Annotated in this window: 16 protein-coding genes and 2 pseudogenes; 10 read left to right on the forward strand and 8 right to left on the reverse strand. The window is 36.6% G+C overall.

What is annotated here, in order from left to right:
• Positions 1–124: 124 nt before the first annotated feature.
• The gene (locus tag QWZ06_RS19340; protein WP_290300553.1) at positions 125–901 is read right to left on the reverse strand and encodes an XRE family transcriptional regulator; all 777 of its coding nucleotides are present in this window, start codon (positions 899–901) and stop codon (positions 125–127) included.
• Between the two features lie 61 nt (positions 902–962).
• Between QWZ06_RS19340 and dinB the strand changes: the two genes are divergently transcribed.
• Positions 963–2,105, forward strand: a complete 1,143-nt coding sequence (gene dinB / locus QWZ06_RS19345; RefSeq protein WP_290300555.1) for a DNA polymerase IV — start codon at positions 963–965, stop codon at positions 2,103–2,105.
• 7 nt (positions 2,106–2,112) lie between these two features.
• Positions 2,113–5,165 (forward strand): annotated as a pseudogene (locus QWZ06_RS19350) (DNA polymerase III subunit alpha).
• 25 nt (positions 5,166–5,190) lie between these two features.
• Here the strand turns inward: QWZ06_RS19350 and QWZ06_RS19355 are convergent.
• Together QWZ06_RS19355 and QWZ06_RS19360 are read right to left on the reverse strand one after the other, a co-directional pair.
• Positions 5,191–5,421: a hypothetical protein gene (locus tag QWZ06_RS19355; protein WP_290300557.1), complete on the reverse strand. Its 231-nt coding sequence runs from the start codon at positions 5,419–5,421 to the stop codon at positions 5,191–5,193.
• Positions 5,422–5,634: 213 nt separating this feature from the next.
• Positions 5,635–6,528 (reverse strand): SDR family NAD(P)-dependent oxidoreductase, encoded by an 894-nt coding sequence (locus QWZ06_RS19360; protein ID WP_290300559.1) that lies wholly within the window; start codon positions 6,526–6,528, stop codon positions 5,635–5,637.
• A 378-nt stretch (positions 6,529–6,906) separates the two neighbouring features.
• On the opposite strand from QWZ06_RS19360, the gene QWZ06_RS19365 reads away from it, so the two are divergent.
• From QWZ06_RS19365 to ccoG, 8 genes are all read left to right on the forward strand, one after another.
• The gene (locus tag QWZ06_RS19365) at positions 6,907–8,181 is read left to right on the forward strand and encodes an NAD(P)/FAD-dependent oxidoreductase (RefSeq protein ID WP_290300561.1); all 1,275 of its coding nucleotides are present in this window, start codon (positions 6,907–6,909) and stop codon (positions 8,179–8,181) included.
• Between the two features lie 17 nt (positions 8,182–8,198).
• The gene (locus QWZ06_RS19370; protein WP_073174686.1) at positions 8,199–8,606 is read left to right on the forward strand and encodes a hypothetical protein; all 408 of its coding nucleotides are present in this window, start codon (positions 8,199–8,201) and stop codon (positions 8,604–8,606) included.
• A gap of 295 nt (positions 8,607–8,901) precedes the next feature.
• The gene (locus QWZ06_RS19375) at positions 8,902–9,369 is read left to right on the forward strand and encodes a PA2169 family four-helix-bundle protein (protein WP_290300565.1); all 468 of its coding nucleotides are present in this window, start codon (positions 8,902–8,904) and stop codon (positions 9,367–9,369) included.
• A gap of 151 nt (positions 9,370–9,520) precedes the next feature.
• A complete protein-coding gene (locus tag QWZ06_RS19380) occupies positions 9,521–10,483 on the forward strand; it encodes a YihY/virulence factor BrkB family protein (protein WP_290300566.1) in 963 nt (320 codons plus the stop codon).
• A gap of 24 nt (positions 10,484–10,507) precedes the next feature.
• Positions 10,508–11,350: a transporter gene (locus tag QWZ06_RS19385; RefSeq protein WP_290300567.1), complete on the forward strand. Its 843-nt coding sequence runs from the start codon at positions 10,508–10,510 to the stop codon at positions 11,348–11,350.
• 189 nt (positions 11,351–11,539) lie between these two features.
• Positions 11,540–11,797, forward strand: a complete 258-nt coding sequence (locus tag QWZ06_RS19390) for a GlsB/YeaQ/YmgE family stress response membrane protein (protein ID WP_073174689.1) — start codon at positions 11,540–11,542, stop codon at positions 11,795–11,797.
• Positions 11,798–11,873: 76 nt separating this feature from the next.
• The gene (locus QWZ06_RS19395; RefSeq protein WP_290300570.1) at positions 11,874–13,394 is read left to right on the forward strand and encodes an FAD-dependent oxidoreductase; all 1,521 of its coding nucleotides are present in this window, start codon (positions 11,874–11,876) and stop codon (positions 13,392–13,394) included.
• Positions 13,395–13,456: 62 nt separating this feature from the next.
• Positions 13,457–14,911 (forward strand): cytochrome c oxidase accessory protein CcoG, encoded by a 1,455-nt coding sequence (gene ccoG, locus QWZ06_RS19400; protein ID WP_290300572.1) that lies wholly within the window; start codon positions 13,457–13,459, stop codon positions 14,909–14,911.
• A 113-nt stretch (positions 14,912–15,024) separates the two neighbouring features.
• On the opposite strand, the gene QWZ06_RS19405 is transcribed toward ccoG, so the two are convergent.
• The 5 genes and pseudogenes from QWZ06_RS19405 to QWZ06_RS19430 form a co-directional block, all read right to left on the reverse strand.
• Positions 15,025–15,564: a CinA family protein gene (locus QWZ06_RS19405; protein ID WP_290300573.1), complete on the reverse strand. Its 540-nt coding sequence runs from the start codon at positions 15,562–15,564 to the stop codon at positions 15,025–15,027.
• 161 nt (positions 15,565–15,725) lie between these two features.
• Positions 15,726–16,312: pseudogene (locus QWZ06_RS27975) on the reverse strand (ferritin-like domain-containing protein).
• Between the two features lie 63 nt (positions 16,313–16,375).
• Entirely contained in the window at positions 16,376–16,489 is a 114-nt protein-coding gene (locus QWZ06_RS19420) for a KGG domain-containing protein (protein WP_290300578.1), read from the reverse strand.
• On the reverse strand, positions 16,486–17,193 hold the full coding sequence (locus QWZ06_RS19425) for a hypothetical protein (protein ID WP_290300579.1): 708 nt from the start codon (positions 17,191–17,193) through the stop codon (positions 16,486–16,488). The genes QWZ06_RS19420 and QWZ06_RS19425 overlap by 4 nt, the downstream gene beginning before the upstream one ends.
• 188 nt (positions 17,194–17,381) lie before the next feature.
• The gene (locus QWZ06_RS19430) at positions 17,382–17,600 is read right to left on the reverse strand and encodes a hypothetical protein (RefSeq protein ID WP_290300580.1); all 219 of its coding nucleotides are present in this window, start codon (positions 17,598–17,600) and stop codon (positions 17,382–17,384) included.
• Positions 17,601–17,789: the final 189 nt, after the last annotated feature.

Here is a 17,789-nt window from a genome sequence, read left to right on the forward strand (position 1 = left end):
AATTTTTCTTTAAATCATTTAACTTTGTCTTATTCCGTTTCTACGGAATAATTTTTTTTCATCATTTGTGTTTTTACTTCCCTTCGGGGAAGTTTTTTAATTATGCCATGTACTCAAAATAAATTCAATTCTTATCTCCCATTTTTTCTTTGATCTGTCTGATATCAGTTTTAATTTCTGTGATAAAATTTTGAATATGGTGTTCTGCAAATTCATCAGGCTCATATTCTTTGGTATTAATACTACAGGCAAATTCCCAGATCTCTTTAATTTCAGGCAATGGAATTTTATAAGGCTCATAAAATTGATTGTCAGCCTTCACCCATATACCATCTGCTTCATGAAACTGAAACCTTTTGTAACTGATACCATCATTGGTGGTAATGAAAACATACGTTCTGTCCGTTTTCAAATCCGAAAGATTTTCTACATATTTTCCTACGATATAGGTTCCGTTCTTATAGGGGGGCATTGAATCTCCATCAGCTGGAAATGCCCTGAACTTACCACCTTTTAAAAAAGGTAATGATATGGTCTCCAGACTTTCTATGTATTCCGGATCTCCATAGCCATTCAAGTAGCCCATAGAAGCTTTTTGGGGGATAATCTCAATCTGATTGTTTCCATCTAGATCAACCTTTATAGGCAGAACAATCCTATTCTCAGGAAGCTCCATGAGTTCCTCGATAGAAAATTTTCTGACATCTACAGTCAACAATAAGTCGATGCTTATGTTATAGAATTTTGAAATTCTAAGCAATATTTCAATAGGAGGTTCTGTTCTGCCATATTCATAGGCGACATATCTGGATCGGGTAAGAATTAATAGATCTGCCAGTTCTTGCTGAGTCATATTTTTCTTTCCTCTCAAAAACACGATGTTATCAGAGAATTTTGACATTGTTACAATTTTAGACAACAAAAATACAAAATTTGTTTCAAAACGTGACTAATTTTGTCACATGGAAAGAGCAATTGTACATATGGATTTGGATACGTTCTTTGTTTCCTGTGAAAGGCTGAAAAACTCCGAATTGGAGAAAAAGCCTGTGATCATCGGAGGTGGAGACCGTGGTGTAGTGGCGTCCTGCTCTTATGAAACCCGTTTTTTCGGAGTCAGAAGCGCCATGCCGATTAAAATGGCTTTACGGTTGTGTCCCGAAGCTAAAGTAATTAAGGGAGATATGGAAATGTATTCCAACATGTCCCATATGGTAACGGAAATTATCCAGGAAAAAGTTCCTGTTGTGGAAAAGGCAAGTATCGATGAATTTTATTTGGATCTTTCTGGAATGGATCAGTTTTTCGGATGCTATAAGTGGACATATGAAATCGCAGAAAGTGTACAGAAAAATACAGGTTTACCAATAAGTTTTGCGTTGTCTGCCAATAAAACCGTATCCAAAATCGGAACCGGGGAATCAAAACCAACCGGAAGGTTTGAAGTCAAACAGCGTGACATTCAATCGTTCTTGAACCCACTTTCGGTAAAGAAGATTCCTATGGTTGGCGATGTTACCTTTCAGCTGCTGTCAAGATTGGGGATCAGAACGATACAAACGCTTTCAGAAATGCCTGTTGACGTTCTTCAACAGCTGATTGGTAAAAATGGAAATGAACTCTGGAAAAAAGCAAACGGAATTGACGAAAATCCTGTGGTTCCTTATTCGGAAAGAAAATCTATTTCTACAGAAGATACTTTTGCCCAGGATAGCATCGATATTCAAGGTATTCAAAGTATACTCTCAGGAATGGTTGAAAAGCTCTGTTATCAGCTCAGGGCAGAGAAATGGCTGGTGTCAGTAGTGGTGGTAAAACTCCGCTACGCCAATTTTGATACGGAAACCAAACAATGCAGGATACCCTATACTTCAGCTGATCATACCCTGCTCAGGTATGTTTTGGACCTATTCAAAAAAGTATATACCAGACGTATGAGAATAAGACTGGTCGGAGTAAAGTTTACCGGACTGGTTCACGGATGCCATCAGATGGATCTCTTTGAAGATACGGAAGAACTGATCTCCTTGTACCAAACGATGGATAAAATCAAGAACAGGTTTGGAACTTCAAGTGTAGGAAGAGCCTCAGGTTTATTAAAATAAGTACAAGATGTTTCTGAATTGTCATTCTTATCATAGCCTTCGGTATGGAACCATTTCTATTAAAGAACTGGTTGAGCAGGCTGTACATTTTAATATTAAAACCCTGGCTCTTACGGATATCAATACCATTACCGGGATCTATGATTTCTACAAACTTTGTCAGGATCATAATATCAAACCGATCGTCGGAGTGGAAATACGGGTTCAGGATGAACTGTATTATATCTGCCTAGCCAAAAATCAAAAAAGCATTGCAGAAGTCAACAGGCTTTTAACCGCATATAACTGTGAAGACATTGAAATTCCTAAAGCAAATTCTGATTTTACAGATACTTTTGTTATTTATCCACTGGAGAATATTCCTGAAAGATTATTGGATCATGAATTTATAGGGATCAGACAGAATCAGTTAAATCTTTTGATTAAACCGGAATTAAAACAGTTCATTCATAAAATGGTTATTCTTCATCCGGTTACCTTTACGACCCCTGGAGAATATGAGCTTCATAAAATAGTAAGGGCTATTGATCACAATACATTGATCAGTAAGCTTACAGAAGCTGATTACTGTAAAGACAACGAAATGTTTACTGATAAAAAAGAGCTTCTCGCTCAATTTTACCATGAGCCACAGATTATTGAAAACACAAAGTATATTGTCAATAGCTGTCATTTTGATTTTGATTTTTCAACACCTAAAAACAAAAAGCATTTCACAGACAGCAAAGAAAATGATTCTAAGCTTTTAAAAAAGTTAGCATATCAGGGACTTTCTAAGAGATATTCCGAGGATAATCTACAGGCGAAAGCAAGAGTGGATAAAGAATTGGGGGTTATTGACCAGCTTAATTTCTGTGCTTATTTTCTCATCACCTGGGATATTATCCAATACAGCAACCGAATGGGGTTTATGCATGTAGGAAGAGGCAGTGGTGCCAATTCAATAGTCAGTTACTGCATCGGAATTACTGACATATGTCCTCTGGAGCTGGATCTGTATTTTGAACGGTTTCTAAACCTCAACCGCAAAACGCCTCCGGATTTTGACATAGACTGGAGTTGGCAGACCAGGGATATTATCCTTGAATATATTTTTGATAAATATGGTAAGAACCATGTTGCCTTCTGTGGAACCAATGTTGAATTTAAATACCGTTCTATTTTCCGGGAAGTAGGAAAAGTATTTGGTCTTCCGAAAGAGGAACTCGATACACTGGCAACAAAACCCATCCAAGAACATGATATTAATTCGGTATCCAGACAGGTTCATTACTACGGAAAGCTTTTAGAAAAGTTTCCTAACCAGAGAAGTATGCACTCCTGTGGAATTCTGATATCAGAAGAACCTATCACCAATTATTCAGCACTCGAAATGCCTCCTAAAGGTTTTCCGATCGTACAGTTCGATATGTACACTGCTGAAGAGATTGGCCTTGAAAAATTTGACATTCTCTCACAAAGAGGGTTAGGAACTATAGATGACACTGTAAAGCTGATTAAGGAAAAAAGAGGAATTGATATTGATATCCGGGACACTTCTCTGTCAAAAGACGAAGCCCGATGCAATGAATTCTTAAGTTCCGGAAAAACCATCGGCTGTTTTTATATTGAATCTCCTGCCATGAGGGGATTACTACGAAGATTGAAATGTGACAACTATAAAGTACTGGTAGCTGCCTCATCCATTATTAGACCCGGCGTAGCTCAAAGCGGAATGATGCGGGAATATATTTTCAGGCATAACCATCCTACAAAATTTGAGTATTTCCATGAGGTTTTTGAAAAGGAATTAGGAGAAACCTATGGTATTATGGTATATCAGGAAGATGTTATTAAAATTGCCCTGCATTTCGGAGGCTTATCCGCTCCTGATGGTGATGTGCTGAGAAGAGCAATGAGCGGTAAAGGCCGTTCTTTATCAGCTTTACAGAAAGTAAAAGATAACTTCTTTGAATCCTGTAAAAGATTAGGACACCCTGAACAGTTATCCATGGAAGTATACCGGCAGATCGAATCATTTGCGGGATACTCATTCTGTAAAGCACATTCTGCTTCTTATGCTGTGGAAAGTTATCAGAGTTTATTTCTCAAGGTCTACTATCCTATCGAATTCATGGTTTCTGCCATTAATAACGGTGGAGGGTTTTACAGAACTGAGGTATATATTCATGAAGCCAGAATGTCGGGAGCTGCCATCAATAATCCTTGTGTCAATTTAAGTAAATATCAGACAACGGTTTATGGTTCGGATGTTTATTTGGGATTGATGCATATTGAAAGACTGGAAACGAGATTAGCACAGCTGATTCCTGAAGAAAGAGCTCAAAATGGAAATTATACTTCCTTGGAAGATTTTATTAAGAGAATTCCTATTGGTATTGAAACATTGCAAATTTTAATCTTTATCGGCGCATTCCGCTTTACTGGAAAACAAAAACATGAACTGCTGATTGAATCAAGATTTCTTCTGGGAACTCATAAGACTTCCTTTAGGCACCTGACTTTATTGGAAGAGCCTCAGAAAGATTATCAGCTTCCTTCTATAGAAAGAAACCCATTTGAGGATGCTTTGATGAAATAGAGATATTAGGTTTTCCTGTTTCTTTCAGTCCTTTTGATTTGCTACAAACCCGATACAGAGGCAGTGTAATGGCCAAAGATCTTATACGGTTTCACAAAAAACAAATTAAAATGCTCGCTTATCTCATTTCAAGAAAGCATGTTCCCACCAAAAAAGGGACGATGTATTTCGGAACCTGGATTGATGCGGAAGGAGAATATTTTGACACCGCACATTTTCCAAACTGCCTTGAAGAATATCCTTTTCAGGGTGGTGGCTGCTATCTCTTATTGGGAACAGTAGAGGTCGATTTCCATTTCCCTACCATTACCATTCATAAAATGGCGAAAATGCCTTTTATTCCAGATCCAAGATATTCTATGGATAAAGAAAAATCATTGGAAGCTCAGCGTAATCTGCATGAAGATATAAGTATGACCTGGCGGAAGCCTTATCCACAGGAACATGAAATAGGATTGCCAAGGCAAAAGATGTTTTGAAGAAATAATTATCAACTATTGTAATTTATGATTCAATTTTTTTCTTAAAACTAACCACTAAATATTCTCCATTTGAACAATACTTCTTACAACTCTCATCTTTGAATTTACCGGGCTGTTTCGAATACTCTTCAATATATTTAGTACTTTCTTCAGTATCAGCTGGAACAACAATAATATAATAGTTTTCCAGAACAGATTGATCCGCATTTTTTACAGCCTCATTTTTATATTGTATTGCCTCGTTATATTTCATATAAATTTATTTTTATACAGTAAATTACTGACAATCCTGACTAAAAATTATGACTTGAATCATTTCTAACATCCACTATAATAAATGCGTAAATTATTAGATTGAACATTGAGGTAATGCTTTTTTATCTTTCGCTATTTACAATAAAGCATGATTTCTTATATTTCCTTAAGTTGATTTCTGTAAAATTTAAAGATATGATTATTAATACTCCTAACTTTTTTTATTGGCAAAACCTTTTTTTAATCCTATTACGGCAAAGCCGGCCACAATTCCAACTAATATAGCTACTTTAACGCTTTTGGAAGTATTTAAAGGAGGTGTACCGTATATTTTGTGTGGGTCTTGAGAAGGCTCAAGTATATTCCCGGATACTTCAGGACCATTCTTTATTTTCATCATTAAACGTACACCAGCTGATGCTGAATTGATTACTAATTTGGGAAAAAGCCTGTAAATTGATGTAATTGCATAAGATCTGAAATCAGGAAATAAATCTTTTTTCGGTTTCCTGGCTAATTCAACCATTTTTGCAGCAGTATCCCTTGGATCTGAAGCAATGGGAGGTATACTCATCTTGAACCCCGAATATTTTGCAGAATGAAGATTCCCGGTAGATTTTTGAAGTTGAGGGTACAAATTACAGATATGAATGGCTGCATAATTTGAAATCTCACCTTGAAGACCATCCATCATCCCTTTGATACCGTACTTCGTTGCTGAGTACACAGAGCTGTAAGGTGCTGGCATATATCCGCCTATAGAAACATTATTTATCAATATCCCTTCATTCTGTTTTTTGAAAATTTTAATGGCATTGTAAGCACCATGCATATAGCCAAATAGATTAGTTTTAATAACCTGTTCGTGAATCTCCATTGGAATCTCTTCAAATTTTCCACTCGCCATTACCCCTGCATTATTTATCCAAATATCAATCCTGCCAAATCGGGCCAAGGTCTCTTCTGCTACTCGTTCTATATCTGCAGCAACGGATGTATCGGCGGAAATTCCCAGTACCTCTACTCCCATTCCTTTGCAAAGCTCAACCACTTCATCTATACCTTTCTGTCCTCTGGCTACGATAACTATATTGCACCCTTCCAATGCAAAGCCTCTGCAGCAGCCCTGCCTACTCCACTGCTAGAACCTGTTATTACAACTGTTTTTCGTAATAAAGTCTGTTGAAATTGTTCTTCTTTTCTCATGTCTTTCTTTTTTAGATTCAGTAACAAATAGAACATGTATTATGCCAGAGGTACAATTTTAAAACATATTACATTCATCCAAATTTTTACATCTAAGAATAATAGTGATTTTAGCAAAGGCGGATATTTAGAATCAATCGGTTTATAAATTCTAAATTATGATTATCAATGTTTGTGTATCTCCGTTTTTATAAAAAGTACCACAAATCCACTTTTTAATGTAATTGGTCTTATTATTGGATACATTTTAGTACACCAATCACAAAAATATCCTTTTATGAAAAAACATATTGTCATCATAGGAGGAGGTTTTGCAGGTATTAATTTCATCAAAACTATTGCTAAATCTAATGATTTCATCATTACATTGGTTGACCGAAATAATTACCATTTCTTTCCTCCGTTAATTTATCAGGTAGCTACTGCATTTATTGAACCTTCACATATCAGCTATCCATTCAGAAAGTTATTCTCAGATTATACAAATGTTCAGTATCATATGGGAATTTTTATATCCATTAATACAGAACTTCAGATCATTGAGACCGATACCGGTTCAATAGCATATGATCATGCGATTTTTGCGCTGGGAACCGAAACTAATTTTTTTGGGCTAGATCATGTACAAGAGTGTGCATTGCCTATGAAAACTATTAATGAAGCCTTATATATTAAAAACCACTTACTGCTGAACCTTGAAAAAGCTTCAAGAAATCAAGATGAGAATAAAGCAGAAAGGTTACAGAATATTGTGATTGCAGGGGGTGGGCCTACCGGAGTTGAACTGGCAGGGATGATTGCAGAGATGGGTGCTTTTGTCGCAGAAAAGGAATATCCTGAAATTGAACTTAACCTCTCCCATCTTTATCTGATCGATGCGCTCCCATCGTTGTTGGCTCCTATGAGTGATGCTGCAAAAAAAACCGCATATGATAATTTAAAAAGACTCGGCGTTAATATTCTTCTGAACGTTTCAGTAAAAGATTACGTTGAGGGAAATGTTATCCTATCAGACGGAAGAAAAATAAAAACAGAAACACTCATCTGGACCTCCGGAGTAATCGGTCGTGAAGTATTGGGTATTCCCGAAACGAGTATAGGTAAAGGAAGAAGATTATTAGTTGATGAATACAACAGAGTTTTAGGGTTTAATAATGTCTGGGCATTAGGAGATATCTGTTTGCAGTTAACAGATAAAAATTATCCTAAAGGACATCCTCAGCTTGCTCAGGTTGCTATTCAACAAGCAAAATTAGCCGCTAAAAATTTTATAAAACTCCGTAATGAGAAACCTTTACAGTCTTTTGTGTATAAAGACAAAGGCAGCATGGCTATTATTTCAAAATACAAAGCCGTGGTTGATCTGCCTAAATTCTCTTATACAGGTTTTTTCGCATGGCTTACCTGGCTTTTTATACATATCATTCCCTTGACAGGCTTTAGAAACAGAGTAAGGCTTGCCTTGGAATGGTTCAGATTATTTATAACCAATAATCCTTCTATAAGAATGATTTTGCAACCTGGCAAAAATGGTCAGAATAATAAAAATTAACTTTTAAAATACATATTATGCTTAAGAAAATGTTAGCAGGTTTGGGCGGAGCCATCGCACTTAACCTACTCCACGAAATCGTAAGAAAAAATTTTGACAACGTACCCCATATCAATGAGGTGGGCGAAGAAGCGTTAAAAAAAGTAACCGATTCTACAGCACTTGAAATTTCTGATCCTGATAAATTGTATGCAGCAACTTTAGCTGGTGACATTGTGAGCAACGCTATTTACTATGGAACCACAGCAACAAATCATAATTTCGCAAGTGGAATTGCAGCCGGAATAGGAGCCATTGTTCTTCCTCAAAAAATGGGTTTGAATGATCATCCTGTAGCAGAGAATAATAAAAAGAAATTCATGACTGTCGGATACTATATTTTCGGTGCAATGGTTACCAAATTTATCTATGATAAAATTAAGTAAGACTCATTACCCCTGCTCGCGGGGGTAATTTTTATGCCATGTAAAATATAGGAATAAGACTTATAAATACTTCAGTATACAGCAAATGATTATTAACATTTTACTACTGTGTTTTTAAAAATAACACTTTTTATGTATGATAATAATTAATGAACTGCTGTTCAAATAATTAAATCCCAGATCTAATGGATTCACACATTGTCCGTTTACGAATTTTATAAAAACAAAGCCATAACATACCACAAAACAAATAGTATAGGCATATTTATTGTTCAATCATTCAAAAATATTCAGTATGGAAAATAATAAAACAATTTCAGCACTTAATGAATTACTTCATATTACCAATGACAGAATTAAAGGTTTTGAAAGCGTAGAAGGAAAAGTTTGGGAAAGCTATTCTGATCTAAAGGGTGAATATGATAAAATGATCTCTCAGTCAAAAATAATGAAGAATGAAATTATTAATCTCATTACTGAAAGAGGTGGAAATCCTGATGAGGAATCATCATCATTGGCTGGTAGTCTACACCGGACTTGGATCGATATTAAAAATTCCATACCGACAAGTAATAGTGATAAAGAAACCTTGGAGAATGTAGTTTTTGGTGAAAAACATGCCATTGAAGCATACGATAATGCATTAAAAAGCGGTGATCTTTGTAGCGAAAGTTCAAAGATAATTGCGGAACAGTTGAGACAGCTGCGCATTTCTTACCATCAGTTCAATAACATTGAACATTATAAAAAGAAAGATGAATAATCTGTTTCGTATCTAACAAGCTCTATTATAATTTTCACAGACTAATTTAAGAATCGGAAGTGATATCCAAGTAATAGCCTTTTGATTCTGTTTGTTTCACATTGGTAAGTAAAAATTATATACCTGATTTTTAACGGTAATACTATACATCATGAAAGCAATTAATAATTTTTGGGAAATACTTAAAGGTACATACAAGGACTGGAGTGCACGGGATCTGGGAACCGAGGCTGCCAGCTTAGCATATACCGCCATTTTTTCGATTCCTGGGCTCTTAATTATAGTGATATGGCTCACGGGTATATTCTTTGGTGAAGAAGCGGTACGGGGAGAAATCACTAAACTTATCGGGAGCATGATGGGGAAAGATGTTGGTAAGAGTCTTGAAGAAATGGTCGTAGCCGGCATGGTGGATAAAAAGAACATCGTTATGAAAATCATTGGAATCGTTACGCTTGTTTTTGGGGCCACTTCACTTTTCTTCCAATTTCAAAAATCCCTCAATAAACTGTGGGATATCGTGGCAACTCCTAAAAAGGCTTGGGAAAAATATCTTCTCGACCGTGCAAATTCTCTGGGGATGATTATTGTCATTGCATTTCTTATGCTCATTACCTTGCTGCTGAGTTCTTTCATCGGTCTTGCTAACGATTGGGTTATCCACCGTTTCGGGTTGGAAACCCTGGTTTTGGTGAATATTATTAATATTGTTGTAGGTTTTCTGGTTACACTATTTCTTCTCGCAGCTATGTTCAAAATTCTGCCGGATGTTGAGTTACAATGGAAATCCGTGTGGGTTGGAGCTGCAGTAACAGCTGCACTGTTTACACTTGGAAAGTATATCCTCACTTTTTATTTTGAAACGTTCAATCCCAGTTCGGCATTTGGTACGGCCGGGACTGTTATTTTACTGTTGTTGTGGATTAATTACACCTGTCAGATTATTTTCTTTGGTGCAGAATTCACTAAGGTCTACGCTAAAAAAATGGGGCATCAACTTAAACCTTCAAAACATGCAAAATGGAGCCCGCAAATAGTATCTAAAGAAGACTCGAAAAACATAGTAACTGCTGAAAAAACTCCTGATAAAACGGTGAAAGATTCGACGATTTAGTTTTGAAAACTTAAAATAAAAACCATGAATAGTTTTTACTTTTTTTTAAAGTTAACGTTTAGTGTTGTATGCCTGCCAGCATTGTGCCTTGCACAGCAAAAGCATCTGAACTATTCACTTTTTCATCCTGTACCAAAGGAGCATATGAGAGAAATGGAAACTGACCGTCCGGATGTTACCGAATCTCCCTACACAATCGATGCAGGCCATATTCAATATGAAACGGATGTAATAAGGCTGATAAAAGAAAAGTCAGACATGCTGAAAACAAGCACATTACTAATCAATCAGGCCAACTTAAAAATTGGAATTACCGGAAGCACAGCCATACAGGTTGGTTTTCAAACCTACGGCCGGCAAAAGGAAACAGACCTAATTTCAAATTATGTAGTAAAAACTGACGGAATAGGTGATATAACATTCAGGATTAAACAGAATGTAATAGGAAACGACCATGGTGACTTTGCTCTGGCAATCCTTCCCTACCTCAAATTGCCTACTTCAAAATATGATGAAGAGAGCTGCCTGGAAGGTGGACTCATTGTACCTATGTCCTATAAGTTACCTGGAAAATGGAAATTGGGTCTACAGGTGGAAGTGGATAGACTCAAGGATCTGGATCAACCGGAAATGCATACTGAATTCCTGCAAACATTGACAATTAGTCATCCATTATCAAAAGGAATAGACTGGATAGCTGAAACTTATTACACCTATAATTTTAAAGCCCATGAGCTTTCCAATTTTATTAATGCTGCAATTCAAATGGAAGTTGTCAAAGACTTTAAATTAGATATTGGAATTAATTATGGAATACAAGATACCGCAGCGAAACATTATTTCATTGGTGCTTCTTACCGTCATTAAATTCTATTATTTAAAGCGTTTATAATTCTTTGAAAATCGCAAAGTTTCCGTTATAATTCGACTCATTTATGACCATAATCATAGTATAATTATTATTAATTTTCCGCTGCTGTTGATGGATCTGATTGGTATACATTTGGTTCTCTGCCTGCTAACACAAACCACATTACTATCACAAAAAAATATATTATGGGAATTTTAGCATGGATCCTTTTTGGATTAATAGTAGGGGCAATTGCCAAGTTTTTAATGCCTGGAAACCAAGGCGGAGGATGGATTATAACCATTATTCTTGGAATAGTGGGCGCATTAGTAGGAGGTTTTATTGCAGGGGTACTCGGAATTGGGGATGATGGAAATCCCTGGGATCTGGGAACTATAGGAATCTCTGTTCTAGGAGCCATTCTTGTTCTGATCATTTATGGAGCCTTTACTAAAAAAAGATAATTATTTACACCTGGGTGTCGGTTCATTAAAAGTATGCCGGCACTTCTCTTTTACACCAATCACTAAAAAAATTATTATGAACAGAGACGGTAATAATAAAAGCTTATGGCAGTATAACATAGAGCAAGAAGCGTTACAGACTTATACAGCAAATGACTTTGACACCATCATTGTTGGTGCAGGAATAACAGGAGTGACTTTAGCAAAGGAACTTCAAAATAGAGGTCGTAATTGTCTTCTCATTGAAAAAGAAAATCCTGGATTTGGAACAACCGGTGGAACCACTGCACATATCAATAATTTTTTTGATTCATCTTACGACGAAATCATTAAAAATTTTGGGGAAAGCTCAGCGGTATTACTAGCCAATTCCGCAAAAGAAACAGTGCGGTATATCAAACATAATATTCTGCAATACCATATTTCTTGTGACTTTAACGAATGTAATTATTATCTTTTCAGTACTGATGGAAAGCAATCAAAAAAATTGGATGATATCTTGGAAGCCCATCATCAAGTAGGAATAGATACTCAACAGGTTTACAGCATTCCATTTACCCTGAAATTTGAAAAAGCTATTGAAATTAAAGGTCAGGCACAATTTCACCCGCTCAGATATATCAATAAGTTACTCAAAGAATACATTAAACAAGGAGGAGCAATTGTCACAGGAGCACAAGTTACAGATTTAAAAAATAAAGACGGAATCGTTACGGTTACAACCAACGATCAAACAATATTCACGGCAAAAAATTTAGTTTGGGCTACCCATATTCCCCCAGGAAACAACCGTTTCAGTGTTCTTTTGGCTCCTTATAGAAGCTATGCAGTTACCCTGAAGCTTGCCAACCCTGTAAAATCCATGGCGCAGACTGCCGATCTTTATGATCCATATCACTATGCCCGTTATCATAAATCAGACAATAATTACTTCCTAATTGTGGGAGGTTTCGACCATAAAACCGGTGATGAAAATGATACCGAAAAACATTTTGAAGATCTCATGGAATATGTAGATAACAATTTTAAGTATAAAGAAGTTACGGCAAAATGGTCATCTCAATATTATCAGTCTGCAGATGGCTTACCCTATATTGGAAAAATGCCGGGTGAAGACAATATTTATATTTCTACAGGTTTCACAGGTAATGGAATGACTTTCGGATCGATGAGCTCACTGATTATTCCCGATTTAATGGAGAATAAAATAACAGAGTTAGCCAAACTCCTGTCTCCGGCACGGATCAAGCCTATAGCTAGCGCAGGAAACATTCTCGATGAAGTGGTCAATGCTTCTATGCATTTTGTAAAAGATAAATTTTCGGCAGATAAAATTACTGAACTCAATGAGATAAGCAGTGGTGAGGGAAGAATAATCAAGCATGACGGCAATACGTATGCGGCCTATCGCGATGATAAAAATGAATTACATCTGCTAAGCCCCATATGTCCCCATACGGGCTGTAATGTGGCATGGAATCCTTCCGAAGTTTCCTGGGACTGTCCGTGCCACGGATCACGTTTTGATATTGAAGGCAAATTGCTCAACGGACCTGCAATGTCGGATTTAAAAAAAATTGATAATGAAATTCAATAGCTGACAATTACCTCAACGTTGGTGAACATTTATTTCAGCCGTAATCAAATAAAAAACAGCACATGAAAGATCATAATATATCAGATTTTAAAGGCGGCGAGGGACAGGTATTAGAGCCGGAAACTTACAGGGATTCCATTGGTACAATGGAACAATCCGGTAAAAGAAAGTGGGTATTTCCCAAAAAGCCTAAAGGCAGATATACCAATTACAGGAATTTAGTAGCCTATTGTTTACTGCTATTTTATTTTACACTCCCATTTATCACGATAAATGGTAACCCCTCATTACAATTTGATGTTTTTAACCGTCAGATTTTTATTGCCGGTCAGCCCTTTTACCCTCAAGATTTTTTCATACTCACTTTGGGCGCAATCGTATCATTAATATGCATTATTATATTTACAATTGCATTTGGGAGAATATTCTGTGGATGGATCTGTCCTCAGACGATCTTTCTGGAAAATGTTTTCAGAAAAATTGAATATGCTATCGAAGGTGATAGAAACAGACAGATGAAGCTTGACCGTCAGGAGTGGAATGCTGAAAAAATAGGGAAAAGAAGCTTGAAATGGTCTATCTTCATTTTACTTTCTTTGATTTTTACCCATTTTATGTTTATGTATATTATGGGATATAAGGAGGTTTTCAGGATTGTTCAGGAGGGGCCTTTTGAACATCCGACCAATTTCATAGTTATGATTCTCCTATCGGCTGCATTTTATTTTGTTTTTGCATGGTTTAGGGAACAGGTATGCACATTGGTTTGCCCTTACGGAAGATTACAGGCAGTACTGATAGATAAAGAAACGATCAATGTTTTTTATGATTTTAACAGAGGGGAGAACAGAGCAAAATGGAGAAAGGGTGAAGACAGGAGAGCTGCGGGAAAAGGCGACTGTATTGATTGTTATCAATGTGTTGTGGTCTGCCCCACAGGGATTGATATCAGAGATGGTCAGCAGCTTGAATGTGTCAACTGTACAGCTTGCATTGATGCGTGTGACGAAGTAATGGATAAGGTAGGATTACCAAGAGGACTAATACGATATGCTTCAGAAAAGGAAATAGAGACCGGTAAGCCTGTTAAATTTAATGCACGAATGAAAGGTTTTGTTATTCTTTTAGTTGCTTTACAATTTTTATTGGGATATCTTCTTTACAACCGTGCCGATATGGAAGCCAAATTTATTAAACCCGCAGGCAGTACATTTTTCGTGCGGGACGGAAAAATTACCAATACTTATAACTTTACTTTTCTAAATAAAACAAATGACAAAAAAGTAGTCAGTATTCGAATATTAGAACCAGCAAATGGTGAAATTACCTTCAGCGCTTCCAGTAAAATAATAGTCGAACGTGACAAAATTGTGAAAGGAACCATTAACATAAGCTTTCCCGAAAAACAGATAACACTGTCAAAACAAAATCTAAAACTTGGAGTTTATGATCAGGAAGGAAATCTCCTGGATACGTATGAAACCTATTTTGAAGGTCCATTTAAAATACAATTTTAAAATAAATTGATACGGATTGAACTTTCTAAGACCATATTCTTTAAAATTGAAGACTGTCTTGCAAAGCGCGTAAGTTAAAAGTCAGGCTTGGATCTTATATTTATTTCTTCTTTTTATAATGTTGATCTGTCGTTAGTTTCTCTACTGTTTAGGATAAGGGTCAGTTTCAACTGGCTTAGAAATTTTCGTAAAATCTCTTCCGTGTAATATAATTTTACAGAAAGAGGGCTAAGTTTATTTTTATAATTATTGAACTCTATTTTATCTGAAAAAACAACCTGTCTTTTATACAGAATCGAGTAATAGACATAAATTTCAAATACCGAATGTCTTTCCGGTGTACAGTATCCGGATGTAGCAATACACCAATCACTTTCAAACATTGTGGATGCATACAGTCCCAACTTGTCAGCAATAAGGCTGGATACACAATTAGAATTTTTGATCTCAGAAGCCTCGACCTTCAAAAGCTTCACTATTTTATCAGGAGTATGTACCGTGATACCGCCTTTATAAAATAATTTTGAATTAGTCATTTCCGAAAACGCAAGCTGCATCGCACCAGCGGTAACACTTTCTGCAATGGAAATGGTTTGATCACAACTCATAAATTCTTCATTGATTTGTTCCAAAAGGATCTTGTTAAATTCCATGATACTTTATAATATAGATTTACGAACTTAAAATTGATCTGTATTTCATTAATGTATTAACGAACTCAGGGTAGTGTTTATTCTTTAAATGAAGGCTACTTTATATTATTGAAAACAAGCCATACAGCTGATAGTGTATGGCTTGTTTAAATTTTATATGTTTAATCTTCCTGCTGGGCATCAAAATTAATGTTAGTCTCTGCAATCTCCGTAAGGTTATAATCTGTATCTTCTTCCTCCTGCAGTGTTTTTTCTAACAGCTCAGCAGCCTTATCATGTCCCATAGTAATAGCAAGTTGCGTTAGGCCTCCATAGCTTGCGATCTCGTAATGTTCTACCTTCTGCGCCGCGATTATCAGAGCTGCATCTCTTGTCATTGTACCTTCTTCCGTAGATTTAATTATTTCTTCACCTTCCTTAATCAATCCATCCATTGCTTCACATTTTTCTGCTCTGGACTCTCATTAATGAGTTTAAAAACTTTCTCCAAGCGGCTTATATGCTTTTTAGTCTGTAACTGATGATCCTCAAAAGCATCTTTAAGCTCTTCGGTTGTTGCTGCGTCATGCATAGTCTGTAACGCATCTACTAATTTATGCTCAGCGTAATAAATGTCTTTTAGTGCATCTACAAAAAATTTATGCAGCGGAGCATTTTTCATCTCACTTTCTTTTACTGTAGCATTCTCTACTGTCATTTTTTTGTCAGCAGTACCGGTTGTCGTGTTTTCTGTTGTTTTAGTTGCCATAAGATAATGGTATTTAAAAAGTTAAAAGGCTGCCCCTTTTTCACAGAGACAGCCTAAAAAGAATTATGAATTACGTCTGCCTCCGAATCCGGATCTGCCGGATCCTGAAGATCTTCCACCACCATGAGAAGCCTGACCTCCCATTCTGGCTATTCTTGTACGTTCAGATTTACTCATTGAAGCAAAACCTCTTTTTGATGTTCCCCCTCCTGAATTAGAACCTCTGTTGCTACCTCCTGACCCGGAGTTAGAATTAGAGCCACGACCGCTTCCTGAACCGGAGTTTGATCCACGGCTATTTCCTGAACCGGAGCTTGAACTACGCCCTCTTCCTGAACCACTGTTTCCGCCCGATCTTGAATTGGAGTTTCTTGAGCTTCCTCCACTGTTTGATCCTGATCTTCCTGATCCTGAATTTGATCTTGATCCTGACCCAGATCCTGAAGATTTTCCGCTTCCTCCTGACCTTGATCCAGAACCTGAACGGGATCCTCCACGAGAGCTACTGCCAGAACTTCCTCTGCTACCAGAACTAAATCTTCCCTGACTATCCCTGTTTTGACTACCGCCTCTATTTCCTCTGCTTCCGCCTCTTGAACCTCTGCCCCTATTATCGTCATCGTCGTCATCATCGTCATCGTCGTCATCATCATCATAATCATCGTCGTCGTCATAATCGTCATCATCATCTTCGTCATCATACCCTCCTTCCTCATCGAAATAGTCTTCAAATCTGAGAAATCATCATCGTACTCCTCATCCTCACTTCCGTCGTTATAACCATGCTCATAACCTAATTGGTACGCTTCCTCAAGCATTGATTGGTCATCATCTGATGAATTTCTGCCTGAACTTCTGTTGTTTGAATTTCTAGTGTTCATAAATTTTACTTTTTGAAATTAATATTTAGTGATGTACCGCAGTCCTTGACTAGTATCAGACTACAGTCGGTTTATTTTTAATGTTTAGACAATACAATACCCGCACACCGTAGGAACAGTGTGAAACATGATTGAATAATACTTTTAGTTATTCTATTATTCTGTAATAAGTTAAATGATACGTGTCCCTATTTAGAGGTCACGCCAGCTGAATCCTTCTTAATAGTGGCAACACTATCATTTTGATTTCTTGATGTAGCACCTGTTGTGTCTGGCCGGGTGGAATTTATATTCATTGAATCTGTAGCAGATGTATCAGCAGTAATTGGTGGTGCCGTTTGTACTTCTTTTTTACAACTGATTGTCAAAAGCCCGAGAAGAAGAGCTAAAGAGATTATTGCTTTCATATAACATATTTTAATTTGGTGTATCAAAGCTACAAGCTCAGGAAGGCAAATCCTATGACAATGATCATAATCGATTCATAAATTTTATTAAATTTTACTCTTCAGCTATTTATATGATAAGAAAGAATAGAATCCCTCTAATATTTTTTTTAGATAGTAATTATTACTTTCTTTAGAAGAATTCATATG

The organism is Chryseobacterium tructae, from assembly GCF_030409875.1.
Classification (GTDB): Bacteria; Bacteroidota; Bacteroidia; order Flavobacteriales; family Weeksellaceae; genus Chryseobacterium; species Chryseobacterium tructae.

Excerpts from the sequence above, each read along its gene's own strand:
- QWZ06_RS19340 (WP_290300553.1), bottom strand. The coding sequence starts at position 901 with ATGTCAAAATTCTCTGATAACATCGTGTTTTTGAGAGGAAAGAAAAAT.
- dinB (WP_290300555.1), top strand. The coding sequence starts at position 963 with ATGGAAAGAGCAATTGTACATATGGATTTGGATACGTTCTTTGTTTCC.
- QWZ06_RS19355 (WP_290300557.1), bottom strand. The coding sequence starts at position 5,421 with ATGAAATATAACGAGGCAATACAATATAAAAATGAGGCTGTAAAAAAT.
- QWZ06_RS19365 (WP_290300561.1), top strand. The coding sequence starts at position 6,907 with ATGAAAAAACATATTGTCATCATAGGAGGAGGTTTTGCAGGTATTAAT.
- QWZ06_RS19370 (WP_073174686.1), top strand. The coding sequence starts at position 8,199 with ATGCTTAAGAAAATGTTAGCAGGTTTGGGCGGAGCCATCGCACTTAAC.
- QWZ06_RS19375 (WP_290300565.1), top strand. The coding sequence starts at position 8,902 with ATGGAAAATAATAAAACAATTTCAGCACTTAATGAATTACTTCATATT.
- QWZ06_RS19380 (WP_290300566.1), top strand. The coding sequence starts at position 9,521 with ATGAAAGCAATTAATAATTTTTGGGAAATACTTAAAGGTACATACAAG.
- QWZ06_RS19385 (WP_290300567.1), top strand. The coding sequence starts at position 10,508 with ATGAATAGTTTTTACTTTTTTTTAAAGTTAACGTTTAGTGTTGTATGC.
- QWZ06_RS19390 (WP_073174689.1), top strand. The coding sequence starts at position 11,540 with ATGGGAATTTTAGCATGGATCCTTTTTGGATTAATAGTAGGGGCAATT.
- QWZ06_RS19395 (WP_290300570.1), top strand. The coding sequence starts at position 11,874 with ATGAACAGAGACGGTAATAATAAAAGCTTATGGCAGTATAACATAGAG.
- ccoG (WP_290300572.1), top strand. The coding sequence starts at position 13,457 with ATGAAAGATCATAATATATCAGATTTTAAAGGCGGCGAGGGACAGGTA.
- QWZ06_RS19405 (WP_290300573.1), bottom strand. The coding sequence starts at position 15,564 with ATGGAATTTAACAAGATCCTTTTGGAACAAATCAATGAAGAATTTATG.
- QWZ06_RS19420 (WP_290300578.1), bottom strand. The coding sequence starts at position 16,489 with ATGAGTAAATCTGAACGTACAAGAATAGCCAGAATGGGAGGTCAGGCT.
- QWZ06_RS19425 (WP_290300579.1), bottom strand. The coding sequence starts at position 17,193 with ATGAACACTAGAAATTCAAACAACAGAAGTTCAGGCAGAAATTCATCA.
- QWZ06_RS19430 (WP_290300580.1), bottom strand. The coding sequence starts at position 17,600 with ATGAAAGCAATAATCTCTTTAGCTCTTCTTCTCGGGCTTTTGACAATC.